This is a genomic window from Streptomyces sp. NPDC104307 (assembly GCF_055584045.1).
The window spans coordinates 26,866-41,139 of sequence record NZ_JBVJMU010000018.1; the positions used below are offsets into that span (position 1 = coordinate 26,866).

The 14,274-nt window shown below is 70.3% G+C and carries 17 protein-coding genes; 7 read left to right on the top strand and 10 right to left on the bottom strand.

What is annotated here, in order from left to right; translation table 11 throughout:
• Positions 1–35: 35 nt before the first annotated feature.
• The 4 genes from ACZ601_RS32210 to ACZ601_RS32225 all read left to right on the top strand — a co-directional run bounded on the left by ACZ601_RS32210 (position 36) and on the right by ACZ601_RS32225 (position 3,654).
• On the top strand, positions 36–1,355 hold the full coding sequence (locus tag ACZ601_RS32210; RefSeq protein WP_469544620.1) for an MFS transporter: 1,320 nt from the start codon (positions 36–38) through the stop codon (positions 1,353–1,355).
• Positions 1,356–1,488: 133 nt separating this feature from the next.
• Entirely contained in the window at positions 1,489–2,205 is a 717-nt protein-coding gene (locus ACZ601_RS32215) for a L,D-transpeptidase family protein (protein WP_469544622.1), read from the top strand.
• Between the two features lie 100 nt (positions 2,206–2,305).
• A complete protein-coding gene (locus ACZ601_RS32220) occupies positions 2,306–3,298 on the top strand; it encodes a sigma-70 family RNA polymerase sigma factor (RefSeq protein ID WP_469544624.1) in 993 nt (330 codons plus the stop codon).
• A complete protein-coding gene (locus ACZ601_RS32225) occupies positions 3,295–3,654 on the top strand; it encodes a hypothetical protein (RefSeq protein WP_469544626.1) in 360 nt (119 codons plus the stop codon). The genes ACZ601_RS32220 and ACZ601_RS32225 overlap by 4 nt, the downstream gene beginning before the upstream one ends.
• A 38-nt stretch (positions 3,655–3,692) precedes the next feature.
• Here ACZ601_RS32225 and ACZ601_RS32230 read toward each other — a convergent pair whose 3' ends face one another.
• Positions 3,693–4,061 carry a VOC family protein gene (locus tag ACZ601_RS32230; RefSeq protein WP_469544628.1) on the bottom strand — a complete coding sequence of 123 codons (369 nt, stop codon included), beginning with the start codon at positions 4,059–4,061 and terminating at the stop codon, positions 3,693–3,695.
• A 62-nt stretch (positions 4,062–4,123) separates the two neighbouring features.
• Here ACZ601_RS32230 and ACZ601_RS32235 point away from each other — a divergent pair, with 62 nt between their 5' ends.
• Entirely contained in the window at positions 4,124–4,588 is a 465-nt protein-coding gene (locus ACZ601_RS32235; RefSeq protein WP_469544631.1) for a MarR family winged helix-turn-helix transcriptional regulator, read from the top strand.
• A 316-nt stretch (positions 4,589–4,904) separates the two neighbouring features.
• Here ACZ601_RS32235 and ACZ601_RS32240 read toward each other — a convergent pair whose 3' ends face one another.
• Both ACZ601_RS32240 and ACZ601_RS32245 read right to left on the bottom strand, forming a co-directional pair.
• Positions 4,905–5,375, bottom strand: a complete 471-nt coding sequence (locus ACZ601_RS32240; protein ID WP_469544633.1) for an NUDIX domain-containing protein — start codon at positions 5,373–5,375, stop codon at positions 4,905–4,907.
• A gap of 2 nt (positions 5,376–5,377) precedes the next feature.
• Positions 5,378–6,097: an XRE family transcriptional regulator gene (locus tag ACZ601_RS32245; protein ID WP_469544833.1), complete on the bottom strand. Its 720-nt coding sequence runs from the start codon at positions 6,095–6,097 to the stop codon at positions 5,378–5,380.
• Positions 6,098–6,367: 270 nt separating this feature from the next.
• Here ACZ601_RS32245 and ACZ601_RS32250 point away from each other — a divergent pair, with 270 nt between their 5' ends.
• Together ACZ601_RS32250 and ACZ601_RS32255 are read left to right on the top strand one after the other, a co-directional pair.
• On the top strand, positions 6,368–6,619 hold the full coding sequence (locus ACZ601_RS32250) for a hypothetical protein (protein ID WP_469544635.1): 252 nt from the start codon (positions 6,368–6,370) through the stop codon (positions 6,617–6,619).
• The gene (locus ACZ601_RS32255; protein WP_469544637.1) at positions 6,607–6,852 is read left to right on the top strand and encodes a DUF7848 domain-containing protein; all 246 of its coding nucleotides are present in this window, start codon (positions 6,607–6,609) and stop codon (positions 6,850–6,852) included. The genes ACZ601_RS32250 and ACZ601_RS32255 overlap by 13 nt, the downstream gene beginning before the upstream one ends.
• A gap of 375 nt (positions 6,853–7,227) precedes the next feature.
• On the opposite strand, the gene ACZ601_RS32260 is transcribed toward ACZ601_RS32255, so the two are convergent.
• From ACZ601_RS32260 to ACZ601_RS32290, 7 genes are all read right to left on the bottom strand, one after another.
• Positions 7,228–7,533, bottom strand: coding sequence for an STAS domain-containing protein (locus ACZ601_RS32260; protein WP_469544639.1), 306 nt, complete (start codon positions 7,531–7,533; stop codon positions 7,228–7,230).
• 84 nt (positions 7,534–7,617) lie between these two features.
• On the bottom strand, positions 7,618–8,208 hold the full coding sequence (locus ACZ601_RS32265) for a Uma2 family endonuclease (RefSeq protein WP_469544641.1): 591 nt from the start codon (positions 8,206–8,208) through the stop codon (positions 7,618–7,620).
• A gap of 123 nt (positions 8,209–8,331) precedes the next feature.
• Positions 8,332–9,609, bottom strand: coding sequence for a thymidine phosphorylase (locus ACZ601_RS32270; RefSeq protein WP_469544643.1), 1,278 nt, complete (start codon positions 9,607–9,609; stop codon positions 8,332–8,334).
• 144 nt (positions 9,610–9,753) lie between these two features.
• Entirely contained in the window at positions 9,754–10,176 is a 423-nt protein-coding gene (locus ACZ601_RS32275) for a cytidine deaminase (RefSeq protein WP_440574546.1), read from the bottom strand.
• Positions 10,173–11,462, bottom strand: coding sequence for an ABC transporter permease (locus ACZ601_RS32280; protein WP_440574547.1), 1,290 nt, complete (start codon positions 11,460–11,462; stop codon positions 10,173–10,175). Before ACZ601_RS32280 ends, ACZ601_RS32275 begins: the two co-directional genes overlap by 4 nt.
• Entirely contained in the window at positions 11,459–12,574 is a 1,116-nt protein-coding gene (locus ACZ601_RS32285; RefSeq protein WP_024488543.1) for an ABC transporter permease, read from the bottom strand. The genes ACZ601_RS32280 and ACZ601_RS32285 overlap by 4 nt, the downstream gene beginning before the upstream one ends.
• A complete protein-coding gene (locus ACZ601_RS32290) occupies positions 12,571–14,196 on the bottom strand; it encodes an ABC transporter ATP-binding protein (RefSeq protein WP_469544645.1) in 1,626 nt (541 codons plus the stop codon). Before ACZ601_RS32290 ends, ACZ601_RS32285 begins: the two co-directional genes overlap by 4 nt.
• Between the last annotated feature and the right edge of the window lie 78 nt (positions 14,197–14,274).

The window sequence follows — 14,274 nt, forward strand, 5'->3', positions numbered from 1 at the left end:
GGACGCATGAACGGGGGGCGGCCTACGTTCTGTGCATGCCTCCCGCCAGTACCGGGGCGTCCACCATCGTCGTGGCCGCCTCGACCCAGTCGTCCCCCGTAAGCACCGTGACCGCAGACCGGACCGCCACCGCGGACCGGCTCGAACCCGGTGGGCCCGGCTACCGCCGGATGAGCTTCGCGCTCTTCGCCGCCGGGGTCGCGACCTTCGCGCTCCTCTACTCCACCCAGGCGCTGCTGCCCGCCGTCTCCGCGTCCTTCGGCGCCACGGCCGGGCAGGCGAGCTGGACGGTCTCGGCGGCGACGGGTGCGCTGGCGCTGTTCGTGCTGCCGCTCAGCGCGCTGTCCGAGCGGTTCGGGCGGCGGCAGATGATGACCGCCTCGCTGACGGTCGCGGTCGTGGTCGGGCTGTTCGTGCCGTTCGCTCCGTCGCTCGGCTGGCTGATCGCGCTGCGGGCCGTGCAGGGCGCCGCGCTGGCCGGACTGCCCGCGTCCGCGATGGCGTACCTCGCGGAGGAGGTCCGGCCCAAGGCGCTGGTCGCGGCGATCGGACTGTTCGTGGCCGGCAACAGCATCGGCGGGATGAGCGGCCGCATCCTCACCGGCTGGGTCGCCCAGCTGTGGGGCTGGCGGGCCGCGCTCGGCTCCGTCGGACTGCTGGCCGTCGCCTGCGCCGTCGTCTTCCACTTCATGATCCCCAGGGCCCGGCACTTCACCCCCGGCTCGCTGAACCCGAAGGCCCTCGCCAGGACCGTCGGCGGGCACCTCGCCGATCCGCTGCTGCGCCGGCTGTACGCGATCGGCGCGCTGTTCATGACGGTGTTCGGCGCGGTCTACACGGTGATCGGCTACCGGCTGGTGGAGGCGCCGTTCAACCTTCCGCAGGGCGTCGTCGGCTCGATATTCCTCGTCTACCTGGTCGGTACGGTCTCCTCCGCCGCTGCGGGGAAGCTCGTGGCACGGATGGGACGCCGGGGCGCGCTGTACCTCGCCGTCTCCACCACCGCCGCCGGCCTGCTGCTCTCGCTGGCCGACCAGCTGGCGGCGGTGCTCGGCGGACTGGTCCTGATCACGGCGGGCTTCTTCGCCGGGCACGCGGTCGCCTCCTCGTCCGTCAGCCGTACGGCGACCAGGGGCCGGGCCCAGGCGTCGGCGCTCTACCAGTCGGCGTACTACCTCGGCTCCAGCGCGGGCGGCACGCTCGGCGCGGTCGCCTTCCACGCGGGCGGCTGGGCGGGCACGGTCACACTGGGGTTGCTCGCGGTGCTCGGTGTCGTCTCGATCACGCTGTACGGGACGCGGGCGGCGCGGGTCGAGCAGCGCCGGTCCGCAGCGGTTCTGTCCGTCCAGCACTGAGACGCACAGAACCGAGCCGTACAGAACTGAGACATACGGCGCACAACCAACCACTCCCCTCCGCACGTCTAGCAGGCGGAATCACCGCACTGCGCGCGAAGGGGAGTTGGGGCATATGAGAGTCAAAGGGAACATGAAGAATATTAAGGGCATATCGGGCGTCCGGCTGCGGCGTGGGCTCGTGCTGTCCGTCGCGGGCCTGACCGCGATACCGGCGTTCGTCCTCGGCACCGGCACGTCCGCGCAGGCGGCGTCCTGCACGGCGTCCAAGGGCCCGTACCAGAAGCAGGTCGAGAAGTACCTGCACCGGACCGTGGACGGCAAGCAGTCCGCGGCCGACTGCAAGGCGATCCGGTCGTTCCAGAGCACCTACGGGGTCACGCCCACCCTCGGGTACGCCGGGCCGGTCACCTGGCGCACCATGCAGACGCTCACCGCCCAGAAGGCGGCCGGGAAGAACCCGAACAAGGCGAAGAAGTGCCCCACCAACAAGGGCCGCATCGCCTGCGTGGACCTGACCCGGCAGATCAGCTGGATCCAGGACGGCAGCAAGCTGAAGTTCGGGCCGGTGCCGGTGCGGACCGGGCGGGACGGATACGAGACCCGTACCGGCGCGAAGAAGATCTACTGGCGCCACATCAACCACGTGTCGTCGATCTACCACTCCGCGATGCCGTACTCCCAGTTCTTCGACGGCGGGGAGGCGTTCCACGCGGTGGGCGTGAAGATGTGGAACCCGCCGGGGTCGCACGGCTGCGTCAACATGCGCACCGCCGACGCGAAGTCATACTGGAAACTGCTCAAGAACGGCGACGACGTCTTCGTGTACGGGCGCAAGCTCGGTACGTGACCGCTTTCCGCTCTTCCCGCCCCCGTTGTCAGTGCCCTGGGGTAGCTTCCGAAGTGCTGGAGTGAGCGGTGTCACGGCGCGACAGGGGTGGAGCGACGCAATGGGTGATCTGACGGCGACGGCGGGCGATGTCGACAGCCGCCTCGAAGGACACCGGACCGAGCTGACCGGGTACTGCTACCGGATGCTCGGTTCGGCCTTCGAGGCGGAGGACGCGGTCCAGGACACGCTGGTGCGTGCCTGGCGCAACTTCGACAAGTTCGAGGGGCGTTCCTCGCTGCGGTCCTGGCTGTACCGGATCGCGACGAACGTCTGTCTCGACATGCTGAACGCGGGCAACAAGCGGGCCAGGCCGGTGGATCTCTCCGGTCCCACGCCGCTCGCGCAGGCCGCGCTCAATCCACTGCCGGAGAACACCTGGCTGGAGCCGATGCCGGACGGGCGGATCCTGCCGTCCGTCGCGGACCCGGCGGAGGCGGCGGTGGCGCGCGAGTCCGTACGGCTCGCGTTCGTCGCGGCGTTGCAGCATCTGCCGCCCAAGCAGCGGGCCGTCCTCATCCTGCGCGAGGTGCTCGCGTGGAAGGCCAGCGAGGTCGCCGAGCTGCTCGACACCTCGGTCGCCTCGGTCAACAGCGCCCTCCAGCGGGCGCGGGCGACGCTCAGTGAGCACCAGGGCACCACGGCCGACGCCGCCGACCCGCTGGACGAGGAGCAGAGCAAGCTCCTGGAGCGGTACGTGGCGGCCTTCGAGGGCTACGACATGAAGGCGCTGACGGCGCTCCTCCACGAGGACGCGATCATGACGATGCCGCCATTCGACCTCTGGCTCCAGGGGCACGACGACATCACCGGATTCATGACCTCGATCGGTGCGGCCTGCGCGGGCTCCCGGCTGGTGGCCACCTCCGCGAACGGCACCCCCGCCTTCGCCCACTACAAGCCGAATCCGGACGGGCCGGGGTTCGTGCCGTGGGCGGTACAGGTCATCGACATCTCGGACGGTGCGATCACCGGGATGCACTGCTTCCTGGACACCCCGCGCTGGTTCCCGCTGTTCGGGCTGCCCGATCACCTCGACGCCGACGCGGCATGAGCCGACGGCTCGGCCGGGGTGCGACGTACGGCCTGGTCGCGGCGTGGGCCGTGGCCGTGGCGGGCGGCTGGGGGGTCAGCCAGTGGCTCGGTGAACCGGCCGCCACCTCCGGTCCCGGCCGTGTCGCGCCACCGGCCTCCGACGCGGAGCCGGGACCGCAGCCGGAGATGGGGGACGCCGGCTTCTGCGACGGGGCCCGATCCGGGGCCGGTTCCGGTGTCGGTCCTTCCTCGTCGCCCTCCCCGTCGCCGTTTCCGAGCGTCCCCTCGAAGACCGTGAGCGCCGAGGCCCGTCTGTCCGTGGTCCAGTGCTCGACGGTGACCGTCAGGGACGGCTGGCGCGAGGCGGACGAGTAGGCGGGCGGTGTTCCGGTCCCCGGGGCGAGCTGTTCGCCTCAGGCGCGGTCATGGAGGGTGATCCGGTATCCGTCGGGGTCGGCGAAGGTGAACGTCCGGCCGAACGGGCCGTCGACCGGCGCGGTGACGATGGTCCGGCCGTCGGCGACGAGAGCGTCGTGAATGGCCTGGACATCGGTGGCGTGGAGCCAGATCGCGGCACCGATGCCGGGCTGAGCGACGGATGCCAGATCGGTGCCGGGAACGATGTCCCGGAGTGCGAACGCGATCGGCTTCGTCTCGAAGACGACGGCGTGCGGAGGTCCGGCCTGCGAGCGGACGAGTCCGAGGTACTGCTCGTAGAACGCCTGCGACGCGTCGAGGTCGCGGACCTGGAGCGAGATGAAGTCGGGGCCGGTGGCGGGCATGGGGTACTCCTTCTCTTCGTGTCAGATTCCTGACATAGACCAATGTATGTCAGACTCCTGACATGAGTCAAAACGACACCGGCATCGACCTGGACAAGTCACTGGGCTACCTGCTGAAAGAGGCTTCGAGCGCCCTGCGCATAGCCATGGAGGAGGTGCTGCGGCCACTCGGGATGACCGTGACGCACTACTCCTGCCTGGAACTGCTGGCCCAACGGCCGGGCCTGTCGAACTCCGAGCTGGCACGGGGCGCGTTCGTCACGCGGCAGTCGATGAACGTGCTGCTCCAGACCCTGGAGCGCGAGGGCCACGTGACCAGGCCGCAGGAGGAGCGCGTCGGGAAGGTCCTTCCGGCGCGGCTCACACCGAGCGGCCGCCGGAACCTGGAGAAGGCGACCGTGGCGGTCCGGTCCGTCGAGGTCAGAATGCTGGCCGGCATGACAGAGGAAGAGCAGTCGGGTGCGTTCCGGATTCTGCGGAGCATGGTTCGTTCCCTGCGCGACGGCGACGGCGACGTCGGCGCCTGAGGACTGTCGCGCAACCCCAGCGGGCACCCGCGATGCCCGCACGCGGGTGGCGTGGTCGCGTCAGGAAGGGCCGAGTCCGGCGAACAAGGACCGGGCCGCTACGTCGGCCCCGCCGGCAGAGGTCAGCTCCTGCACCTCACACCCCGCCCCGTCTACCACCTTCGCCCTGCTCGCGGACGCCATCGGGCCGCAGCCCCCCGGGTCCAAGCGGCCGTTGTGCCGGACCCGGTCGGGGCGCGCGAGGGGCTCCTGAATTCTTCCCGTGGGTGTCCGTGGTTGTGCGGGGTTTTTGCCGTCGCTACTGCCGTCAGGCGGTTCAGCCCAGGTACGGCCTCTCGCGCTGTTCCAGGAAGTGCTGGAGCCTGAGTCGTTGGGTGTGGTGCATCGGCAGCTGTTCGATCTCTTCCGTCGGCACAAACCGGAGTTCGGTGGATTCGTCGGAGATCTCCAGTTGGCCGCTGGTGATGCGGGCGGTGAAGCAGACGTTGAACTGGCGGCGGACCTCGCCGTCGGTGTAGGCGATGATGTGTTTGGGGTCGGTGTAGGTGCCGACCAGGCCGGTGATCTCCACGTCGAGGCCGGTCTCTTCCTTGACCTCGCGGACGGCCGTGCCTGGCAGGGAATCGGTGAGGTCCATGCCGCCCCCGGGCAGCGCCCATAGGTCGTTGTCGCGGCGGCGCTGGAGGAGGATGCGCCCGTGGTCGTCGGTGACGACGGCGGATGCGGCGACGACCATGCTGTTCGGCTTGGGCGCGTTGGGGTCGTCGTAGTACTCGGTGCGGGCCACGGTCAGCCTTCCTCTCGTACGGGGGTTGCGGTCGCCCACACGGCGTCGAAGCTGTCGGCGTAGGTGTCGAACATGCCGCCTGTCTCGTGTCGGCGAAGATGCCACACGGGCGCGGCGTAGGCGTTGACCCCCCAGACGTGTGCGTTGACGAGTTGCTGGTCGTCGGCGCGGTAGAGGGAGTTGTAGAGCGTGGTGCTGTGGGTGCGGACTTCGATGCCGAGGGTGGCGGCGAGTGGGCTGTAGTGCATGAGGGCGAGGCGGCAGCGGGATTCGATGCCGTGGCCGAACCGCTCTTCCTGGCCGCGGGCTTGCACGTTGTCGCTGTCGGGGTCCCCGATCGCGATGCGGACGGTGCAGCCTTCGGCGGCGCGTTCGGTGAGGAGTTCGTTCAGCCGCGGGTACGCCTCGTGGAGGAAGACGGCCGCGTAGACGAGGATGTCGATCCGTTCCCGGGCCTGGGCCATCAGGTCGGTGAACGTCGACACAGGGAGGTCGGCCCGCTGTTCGTAGAGCGCGACCAGTTCGGGGCTGATGGCGCGGGCGGGGCGGGCCTGGCGGAGTGCCGGCCAGAGTGCGTGCACGTCTTCTCCCAGGGCCTTGGCCGCCTGGAGGGCGGTGGCACGGCGTGGGATACGCCCGAGGTTCACCCAGCGCTCGACCGACTTGGGGTCGACCTCGACCTCCTGGGCAAGGGTCGCGTACGTCCAGCCTCCCGCCGCCATGACGGCTCGTAGCTTCTCGTTCGGCACGAGTCTCCCCCTTCGCCTCAGGACGGCACTAGGGACGTTCTACACGGCGTGGGACGTCCCGAAGTGGAGTTTGGTGGAGGTTCCTTCGTCCCGGTGACCGGCGTGAGGATCGGGTGCCGACCCTGCGGCACCAACAGGCCCAGGGGCATCAACGCCGCCGAGGAGCGTCACCGTGCGAATGAGTGCCACCCCCCGTGTTCCCGCCCTGCGACTGGACGCCCGGTCGCGCGCCGCCTTGCCGGGGTGGTCACGATGACGGCCCCCACCCCTGATGCCGACGGGCACACCGTCTCGCCCGATGCCGGCGCCCTGGTGGTCGACCGGCGGAACGGCAAGGTGGGCGTGGTGATGGGGCATGTGGGGACGCGCGTGCAGCTTCGGCCGCCGCACGGCGGCCGGGAGTGGGACGTGCCGCACGAGGACGTACGTACGCCGACTCCGGCGGAGGAGCTGAGCGCGAAGGTGGCCGTGGCCAACCGGAGGTGGGGACGGTGACCCCTCGCTCGGTCCTGCGATACGAGACCTGGACGCTCCAGCCCGACCGCGAGCCGGACGCGGAGCCGGTCCTGTATGCGATGCAGTGCGCCGTGGACGGAGAGACCTCAGCGGCAAGCGAGGACTTCGCCGAACCGCAGAACTGGGTACTGCGGCACTGCGGCAAGAACCCGTCCCACCACACCTACCGGGAGATCATCACCCGCCCCTGGCGGACCTGGCGCCAGACGTGACCCGCGTCGATCGCCCAGGTGCCGCACCGCGCTGACCCACCCGACTCCCGTCCCTGTCGGGCGCAGCCGATCGAGGCTCCCCCGCACACGTCAGCCCCGGCAGGGACGGGCCCTCACGCGCGTGCCGGGCCCATGGCTGTGGGAGTTCTGGCCCCTGCCACAGAAAGTCAGCCACGACGGCGGGCGCGCCGACCGATCACCCGCCACGTGTGTCTCGCTCAACCCCGCACCGGCATCAGCCCCGTTGTCTGCATCGCCACGGCCCCCAGCCAGGCAGCAAGCATGGTCGATTCGACACGCTGAGTAACTCAAGGTCGACGCGCAGGGCATGTGTCCCACGACATAGGGGCGACGCCTGCCCGATGTCTGTCTGGCTCACGACGACGTATCTGCGAGACCTGCCACGTCACTCAACCCCACCAGATCGATCAGCAGCCGCAGTTCGGGCGGCGTCCCGCACAGCCGCAGCCGCCTGCCGCCCGATCTGCGGGCGACCAGCGACAGCCGGGCGACGGCCTCCACGGCGGCCAGGTCCGCCCGTTCGAGCCCGGCCACGTCGCAGTCCACGACGGCGGCGTCGGAGGCGGCCAGTATCGCTTCGAGTTCGGCGCAGAGGCGCGGCACACCGGCCCGCGTGACGCGTCCGGTGACGACGAGGGCGGCCGGCGGCAGGGGGTCCATACCAGGGAGACCGCCGCGACGGCTGAAACTCATCGCGGCGGCGCCGGGCGGCTCAGCTCAGTCATCGCGGCCGTGCTGCGCGTCTCAGCTCACGGGGAAGATCCCGGTGTCCAGCTCCAGGCCGAAGGGCTCGGGCAGCGTCAGCTTCTCGCCGTACTCGACGGTGTCCAGCACGCGGTACGTGCCGCCCGCCGGTTCGCCGTACAGCGTGGCGGTGGGACGGCCGGAGTGCCAGGGGTCGAGGAGGAGGAAGAGCTCGACGCCGGCCTGCGCGTAGCCGTGGGTCTTGCCGACCCGGTCGTGGGCGGCGTTGGCCCGCGAGGTGATCTCGACGACGAGCCGCACCTCTTCCGCCGGGACGCGGTTGCCCGGCCCGGTGGCCGCCGCACGCTCCAGCACGACCAGGTCGGGGATGTAGAGCCCTGCCCGGCCGGGGACCGAGACGCCGAGCGTCTGGTAGATCCCCCAGTCCTCCGGGATGACGGTGTAGAGCCTGCGCTGGAGCAGAGCGGCTGTGGTGTTGTGGTCCTTGGAGGGCGGCGGCGACACGGTGACGATCCACTCGATGATCTCCACCTTGCAGCCCTCGGGCGCGTCCGTCTCCTCCCAGATCCGGACGAGGTCGTCCCAGTCCTGGCCGAAGACCGGTGCGGGGTCGACAGGGAGTGCGCTCATGGCGGTCTCCTCCTATCGGTGCGTCACCGAGTCCAGCATGCCGAACGGGACCGGCGGCAGCCCACCGGTCCCGTTCACCCGCACGAGGAACCCGTACGAGGATGCTGTACGGAAAGCCGCAGGTCAGGCGATACGTTCCCGCACCACGGGGGTGGCGGTGAACGGGGTGCCGGAGGGGGCGATGTCGTACGAGTCGGGTAGCGCCTTCAGCGCGTACTCGAACTTCTCCGGGGTGTCCGTGTGCAGCGTCAGCAGCGGCTGGCCGGCCGTCACCGTGTCGCCCGGCTTGGCGTGGAGCTCGACGCCCGCGCCCGCCTGGACCGGGTCCTCCTTGCGGGCGCGGCCCGCGCCGAGGCGCCAGGCGGCGACGCCGATGTCGTACGCGTCGAGGCGGGTGAGGACGCCGGAGGCGGGGGCCGTCACGATGTGCTGTTCGCGGGCGACCGGGAGGGTGGCGTCGGGGTCGCCGCCCTGGGCGGAGATCATCCGGCGCCAGACGTCCATCGCGGAGCCGTCCGCGAGGGCCTTCTCCGGCTCCGCGTCCTTGAGCCCGGCCGCGTCCAGCATCTCGCGGGCGAGGGCGAGGGTGAGGTCGATGACGTCCTTCGGGCCGCCGCCGGCCAGTACCTCGACCGACTCGCGGACCTCCAGGGCGTTGCCCGCGGTCAGGCCGAGCGGGGTGGCCATGTCGGTGAGGAGGGCGACCGTGCGCACACCGCTGTCGGTGCCCAGCGCGACCATGGTGGAGGCGAGTTCGCGGGCGTCCTCGATGGTCTTCATGAAGGCGCCGGAGCCGACCTTGACGTCCAGGACAAGTGCGCCGGTGCCCTCCGCGATCTTCTTCGACATGATCGAGCTGGCGATCAGCGGGATCGCCTCGACGGTGCCGGTGACGTCGCGGAGCGCGTACAGCTTCTTGTCGGCGGGGGCCAGTCCGTCGCCCGCCGCGCAGATGACGGCGCCGGTGGTGTCGAGGACGTTCAGCATCTCGGCGTTGGTGAGGTGGGCGCGCCAGCCGGGGATGGACTCCAGCTTGTCGAGCGTGCCGCCGGTGTGGCCGAGGCCCCGGCCGCTGAGCTGCGGCACGGCCGCTCCGCAGGCGGCGACCAGCGGGGCGAGCGGCAGGGTGATCTTGTCCCCGACGCCGCCGGTGGAGTGCTTGTCGGTGGTGGGGCGGGAGAGCGCGGAGAAGTCCATCCGCTCGCCGGAGGCGATCATGGCGGCGGTCCAGCGGGCGATCTCCGTACGGTTCATGCCGTTCAGCAGGATCGCCATGGCCAGCGCGGACATCTGCTCGTCGGCCACCTCACCGCGGGTGTACGCGTCGATGACCCAGTCGATCTGCTCGGGGGTCAGCTCGCCTCGGTCCCGCTTGGTGCGGATGACGGAGATGGCGTCCATGGTCTGGAGTCCTTCCGGCCGGTACGTACGTGCGTGCGCGTGGGTCCGGTTGACTCTACGCGCATAGAGGAGGAGAGCGCCGCCGGACGGGCCCCTGATGCCGCAGGGCCCGTCCGGCGGGGTGCTACCCGAGGTGCGGGGGTGCTACCCGAGGTGCGAGGGTCCGAACGCCTGCGGCAGCATCTCGTCGAGGGTGCGGAATCCGTCCGGGGTCTCCAGGACGAGTTCCGGTCCGCCGAACTCGTACAGCAGCTGCCTGCACCGGCCGCACGGGACCAGGATCTCGCCCGCCCCGTCCACGCAGGTGAAGTGGGTCAGCCGGCCGCCGCCGGTGGCGTGCAGCTGGGAGACGAGTCCGCATTCGGCGCAGAGGCTGATGCCGTACGAGGCGTTCTCGACGTTGCAGCCGACGATCATGCGGCCGTCGTCGACCCGGGCGGCGACGCCGACCGGGTAGCCCGAGTAGGGGGCGTACGCCCGGGACATGGCCTCCCGGGCGGCACTCCGCAGGGCGTCCCAGTCGGCCCCGGCCACGGCGGTGGCGCCCGCTCCGGCGGTGGGCGTCACTTGCCCTGCCCCTTGCGGTAGCGCATGCCGTCCGCCTTCGGCATCCGCAGCCGCTGCGCGGAGAGCGAGAGGACGAGCAGCGTGACGACGTACGGGGTCGCGCTCACGAACTCGGTGGGCACGGTGTCCGTGGCGAGGTACCAGACCAGGATGGCGGCGGCGACGACCGCGCTGGCGGCGCCCTGTACGAAGCTCTTGCGGTAGAGCTTCCAGGCCGCGATACCGGCCAGTGCGACGACGAGCAGCAGGAGCAGCGCGTGGACGGACTCGCCGCCGTTGCGCAGCTGGAGCGCGTCGGCGAAGCCGAACAGGCCCGCGCCCATGGCGAGTCCGCCGGGCCGCCAGTTGCCGAAGATCATCGCGGCGAGACCGATGTATCCGCGGCCGCCGGTCTGTCCCTCGTTGTAGATGTGCGAGGTGACCAGGGAGAGGAAGGCGCCGCCCAGTCCGGCCATGCCGCCGGAGACGATCACCGCGATGTACTTGTACGTGTACACGTTGACGCCGAGCGACTCGGCGGCCACCGGGTTCTCGCCGCAGGAGCGCAGCCGCAGGCCGAAGGCGGTCTTCCACAGGACGAAGAACGTGAGGGCGAAGAGGACCACGGCGACGATCGTCAGCAGCGACACGTTGGTGACGAGTCCGCCGAGGACTCCGGCGAGGTCGGAGACGAAGAACCAGTGGTGCTTCTCGACGCTGTGCAGCCAGTCGGAGAGGCCCGGGATGGTCACCGAGGTGATGTCGTCGGCCGGTGGGGACTGCTTGGGCGAGCCGCCCTTGGTCGCCGCCTCGCCCGAGTTGAACCAGAGCTTGGCGAAGTAGGTGGTGAAGCCGAGCGCCAGGATGTTGATCGCGATGCCGGAGATGATGTGGTCGACGCCGAAGGTGACGGTCGCCACCGCGTGCAGCAGGCCGCCGAGCATTCCGCCGACGACACCGGCGAGCACGCCGAGCCAGGGGTTGGTCTGCCAGCCGGCCCAGGCACCGAAGAAGGTGCCCAGGATCATCATGCCTTCGAGGCCGATGTTGACCACGCCGGCCCGCTCGGACCAGAGGCCGCCGAGACCGGCGAGGCCGATCGGCACGGCCATCGCGAGGGCCGCGCTGATCTGTCCGGCCGAGGTGACGTCCTGCGCGCCGGTGATGGCGCGCACGGCCGACAGCGCGAGCAGCACGCCCGCGATGATCAGCAGGACGACGGGGAAGGAGAGGCGGGTGCGGCCGCCCTTGCCGCCGGAGACCTTGCGGGCCGCGGGGGGCGGGGTGGAAGTCGCCGTGACGGTCACGCCGACACCTCCTGCTGGTCGGAGTTACGGGCGGCCTGTGCGGCGAGTTCCGCGCCGACCTTGCTCTGCTGTCGCTTGAGTCCGTAGCGGCGGACGACTTCGTAGGCGATGACGACGCACAGGACGATGACGCCCTGGATCACGCCGACGATCTCCTTGTCGTACCCCTCGAACTCCAGCTTTCCGGTGCCGCGTTCCAGGAAGCCCCAGAGCAGCGCGCCGAGCGCGATGCCGACGGGGTGGTTGCGGCCCAGGAGGGCGATGGCGATACCGGTGAAGCCGATGCCGACGGGAAAGTCGCCGCTGAACTCGTGGCTGTCGTTGAGCAGCGTCGGCATGCCGATCAGACCGGCGACGGCGCCCGAGATGAGCATCGAGGTGACGACCATCTTCTTGACGTTCACCCCGCTGGCCTCCGCGGCGGAGCCGGACTGGCCCACCGTGCGCAGGTCGAAGCCGAACCGGGTGCGCGAGAGCGTGAACCAGTAGGCGACGCCCGCGACGACCGCGACCACGATGAAGCCCCAGACGGGCGTCGGGGTGGTCGGGAACTCGAAGAAGTACGAGGACTCCGGGAGCGGCTTGGTGGAGATCTTGGTGCCGGCCTCGTCGAGGTGGCCGAGGCGGTTCTGCTGGAGCAGGTAGCCGATGACGGCGGTCGCGATGGAGTTCAGCATGATCGTCGAGACGACCTCGCTGACGCCCCGGGTGACCTTCAGGAGGCCCGCGATACCGGCCCACATCGCGCCGACGATCATCGCGGTGAGGATGATCAGCGGGATCTGGAGGGCGCCCGGCAGGGTCAGCGCGCCGCCGACCGCCGCGGCGAAGAAGGCGGCCAGGCGGTACTGGCCGTCGACGCCGATGTTGAAGAGGTTCATCCGGAAGCCGACGGCCACCGCGAGACCCGCGAGGTAGTACGTCGTCGCCTTGTTCAGGATGTAGACCTGGCTGTCCGACTTCAGCCCGTAGTCGAACATGATGCCGAAGGCGCTGAACGGCTCCTTGCCGGTGGCGGCGAGCACGAGTGCCGTCACCAGGAAGGCGACCACGATCGCGAGTACGGGGGCCGCGATCCCCAGGAGCAGCCGCTCCTTGTCGATCTTCTTCATCGGTCCTCTCCCCCGTTCCGGGGGTCGGTGTCGTCGTCGTCCGCGCCGGGGGCGGCGGACGTGCCGGGGGCGGCGGACGTGCCGTCGCTCCCGGGCCCGGCCTCTGCGGGCGTTTCGAGGTGGCCCTCGGCCGCGCCCGTCATCGCGGAGCCGAGCTCCTCCGGGGTGACGGTCGCCGGGTCGGCGTCCGCGACGAGGGCGCCGCGGTACATGACGCGCAGGGTGTCGGAGAGCCCGATCAGCTCGTCCAGGTCGGCGGAGATCAGCAGCACCGCGAGCCCTTCGCGGCGCGCCTCGCGGATCTGGTCCCAGATCTGGGCCTGGGCGCCGACGTCCACGCCCCGGGTGGGGTGCGCGGCGATCAGGAGCTTGGGCGAATGGCTCATCTCGCGGCCGACGATCAGCTTCTGCTGGTTGCCGCCGGAGAGCGAGGCCGCGGTGACCTCGATGCCGGGAGTGCGCACGTCGTACTCGCGCACGATCCGCTCGGTGTCGGTACGGGCCGCCTTGAGGTCGAGGAAGACGCCCTTGCTGTTGGGGCGCTCGGTGACGTGGCCGAGGATGCGGTTCTCCCAGAGCGGGGCCTCCAGCAGCAGTCCGTGCCGGTGGCGGTCCTCGGGGATGACGGCCATCCCGTCCTCGCGGCGCTTGCGCGTCGGGGTGCGGGAGATGTCCGCGCCGTCCAGCGAGAGGGAGCCCGCGTCGAGGGTGCGCATGCCCATGATGGCGTCGACCAGTTCGGACTGGCCGTTGCCCTCGACACCGGCGATGCCGAGCACCTCGCCCTTGTGGATGGTGAAGGTGATGCCGTCGAGCACGGCACGCACCACCCCGTCCGGGTCGGTGGCGGTCAGCCGCAGTCCGTCGACGTCCAGCATCGGCGTCTCGGTGACGGTCGACTCGCGGGTCTCAGGCGACGGCAGCTCGCTGCCGACCATCAGTTCGGCGAGCTGCTTGGTCGTGGTGTGCGCCGGGTCGGCGGTGCCCACGGTCGTCCCGCGCCGGATGACGGTGATCTCGTCGGCCACCGACAGCACCTCGCCCAGCTTGTGCGAGATGAAGATGACGGTCAGGCCCTCGGCCTTGAGCTCGCGCAGGTTGTCGAAGAGCGCCTCGACCTCCTGCGGTACCAGGACGGCGGTGGGCTCGTCGAGGATCAGGGTGCGGGCGCCCCGGTAGAGGACCTTGAGGATCTCCACGCGCTGGCGGTCGGCGACGCCGAGGTCCTCGACCATCGCGTCGGGCCGGATGCCGAGACCGTACGAGTCGGAGAGCTGCTTGATCTTGGCGCGGGCCCGGTCCCCGATGCCGTACAGCTTCTCCGAGCCGAGTACGACGTTCTCCAGGACGGTGAGGTAGTCGGCCAGCATGAAGTGCTGGTGCACCATGCCGATGCCCCGGTCGATGGCGTCGCCCGGGTTGGAGAACGAGGCCTGTTCGCCGTCCACCGCGATGGTGCCCTCGTCCGGCTTCTGCATGCCGTAGAGGATCTTCATGAGCGTGGACTTGCCGGCGCCGTTCTCACCGACGAGGGCGTGGACGGTGCCGCGGCGCACGGTGATGTCGATGTCGTGGTTGGCCACGACCCCGGGGAACCGCTTGGTGATGCCGCGGAGCTCCACGGCATGAGGACTGCTGGACGCGTTGATGGCGCACTCTCCTTGACAGGAGCGGAGGGCGGAGGCGGTGGGTGCCGATTG

Excerpts from the sequence above, each read along its gene's own strand:
- ACZ601_RS32210 (WP_469544620.1), top strand. The coding sequence starts at position 36 with ATGCCTCCCGCCAGTACCGGGGCGTCCACCATCGTCGTGGCCGCCTCG.
- ACZ601_RS32220 (WP_469544624.1), top strand. The coding sequence starts at position 2,306 with ATGGGTGATCTGACGGCGACGGCGGGCGATGTCGACAGCCGCCTCGAA.
- ACZ601_RS32225 (WP_469544626.1), top strand. The coding sequence starts at position 3,295 with ATGAGCCGACGGCTCGGCCGGGGTGCGACGTACGGCCTGGTCGCGGCG.
- ACZ601_RS32215 (WP_469544622.1), top strand. The coding sequence starts at position 1,489 with ATGAAGAATATTAAGGGCATATCGGGCGTCCGGCTGCGGCGTGGGCTC.
- ACZ601_RS32245 (WP_469544833.1), bottom strand. The coding sequence starts at position 6,097 with ATGGCGGCGGGAGGCTGGACGTACGCGACCCTTGCCCAGGAGGTCGAG.
- ACZ601_RS32270 (WP_469544643.1), bottom strand. The coding sequence starts at position 9,609 with ATGGACGCCATCTCCGTCATCCGCACCAAGCGGGACCGAGGCGAGCTG.
- ACZ601_RS32285 (WP_024488543.1), bottom strand. The coding sequence starts at position 12,574 with ATGAAGAAGATCGACAAGGAGCGGCTGCTCCTGGGGATCGCGGCCCCC.
- ACZ601_RS32235 (WP_469544631.1), top strand. The coding sequence starts at position 4,124 with ATGAGTCAAAACGACACCGGCATCGACCTGGACAAGTCACTGGGCTAC.
- ACZ601_RS32230 (WP_469544628.1), bottom strand. The coding sequence starts at position 4,061 with ATGCCCGCCACCGGCCCCGACTTCATCTCGCTCCAGGTCCGCGACCTC.
- ACZ601_RS32260 (WP_469544639.1), bottom strand. The coding sequence starts at position 7,533 with ATGGACCCCCTGCCGCCGGCCGCCCTCGTCGTCACCGGACGCGTCACG.
- ACZ601_RS32265 (WP_469544641.1), bottom strand. The coding sequence starts at position 8,208 with ATGAGCGCACTCCCTGTCGACCCCGCACCGGTCTTCGGCCAGGACTGG.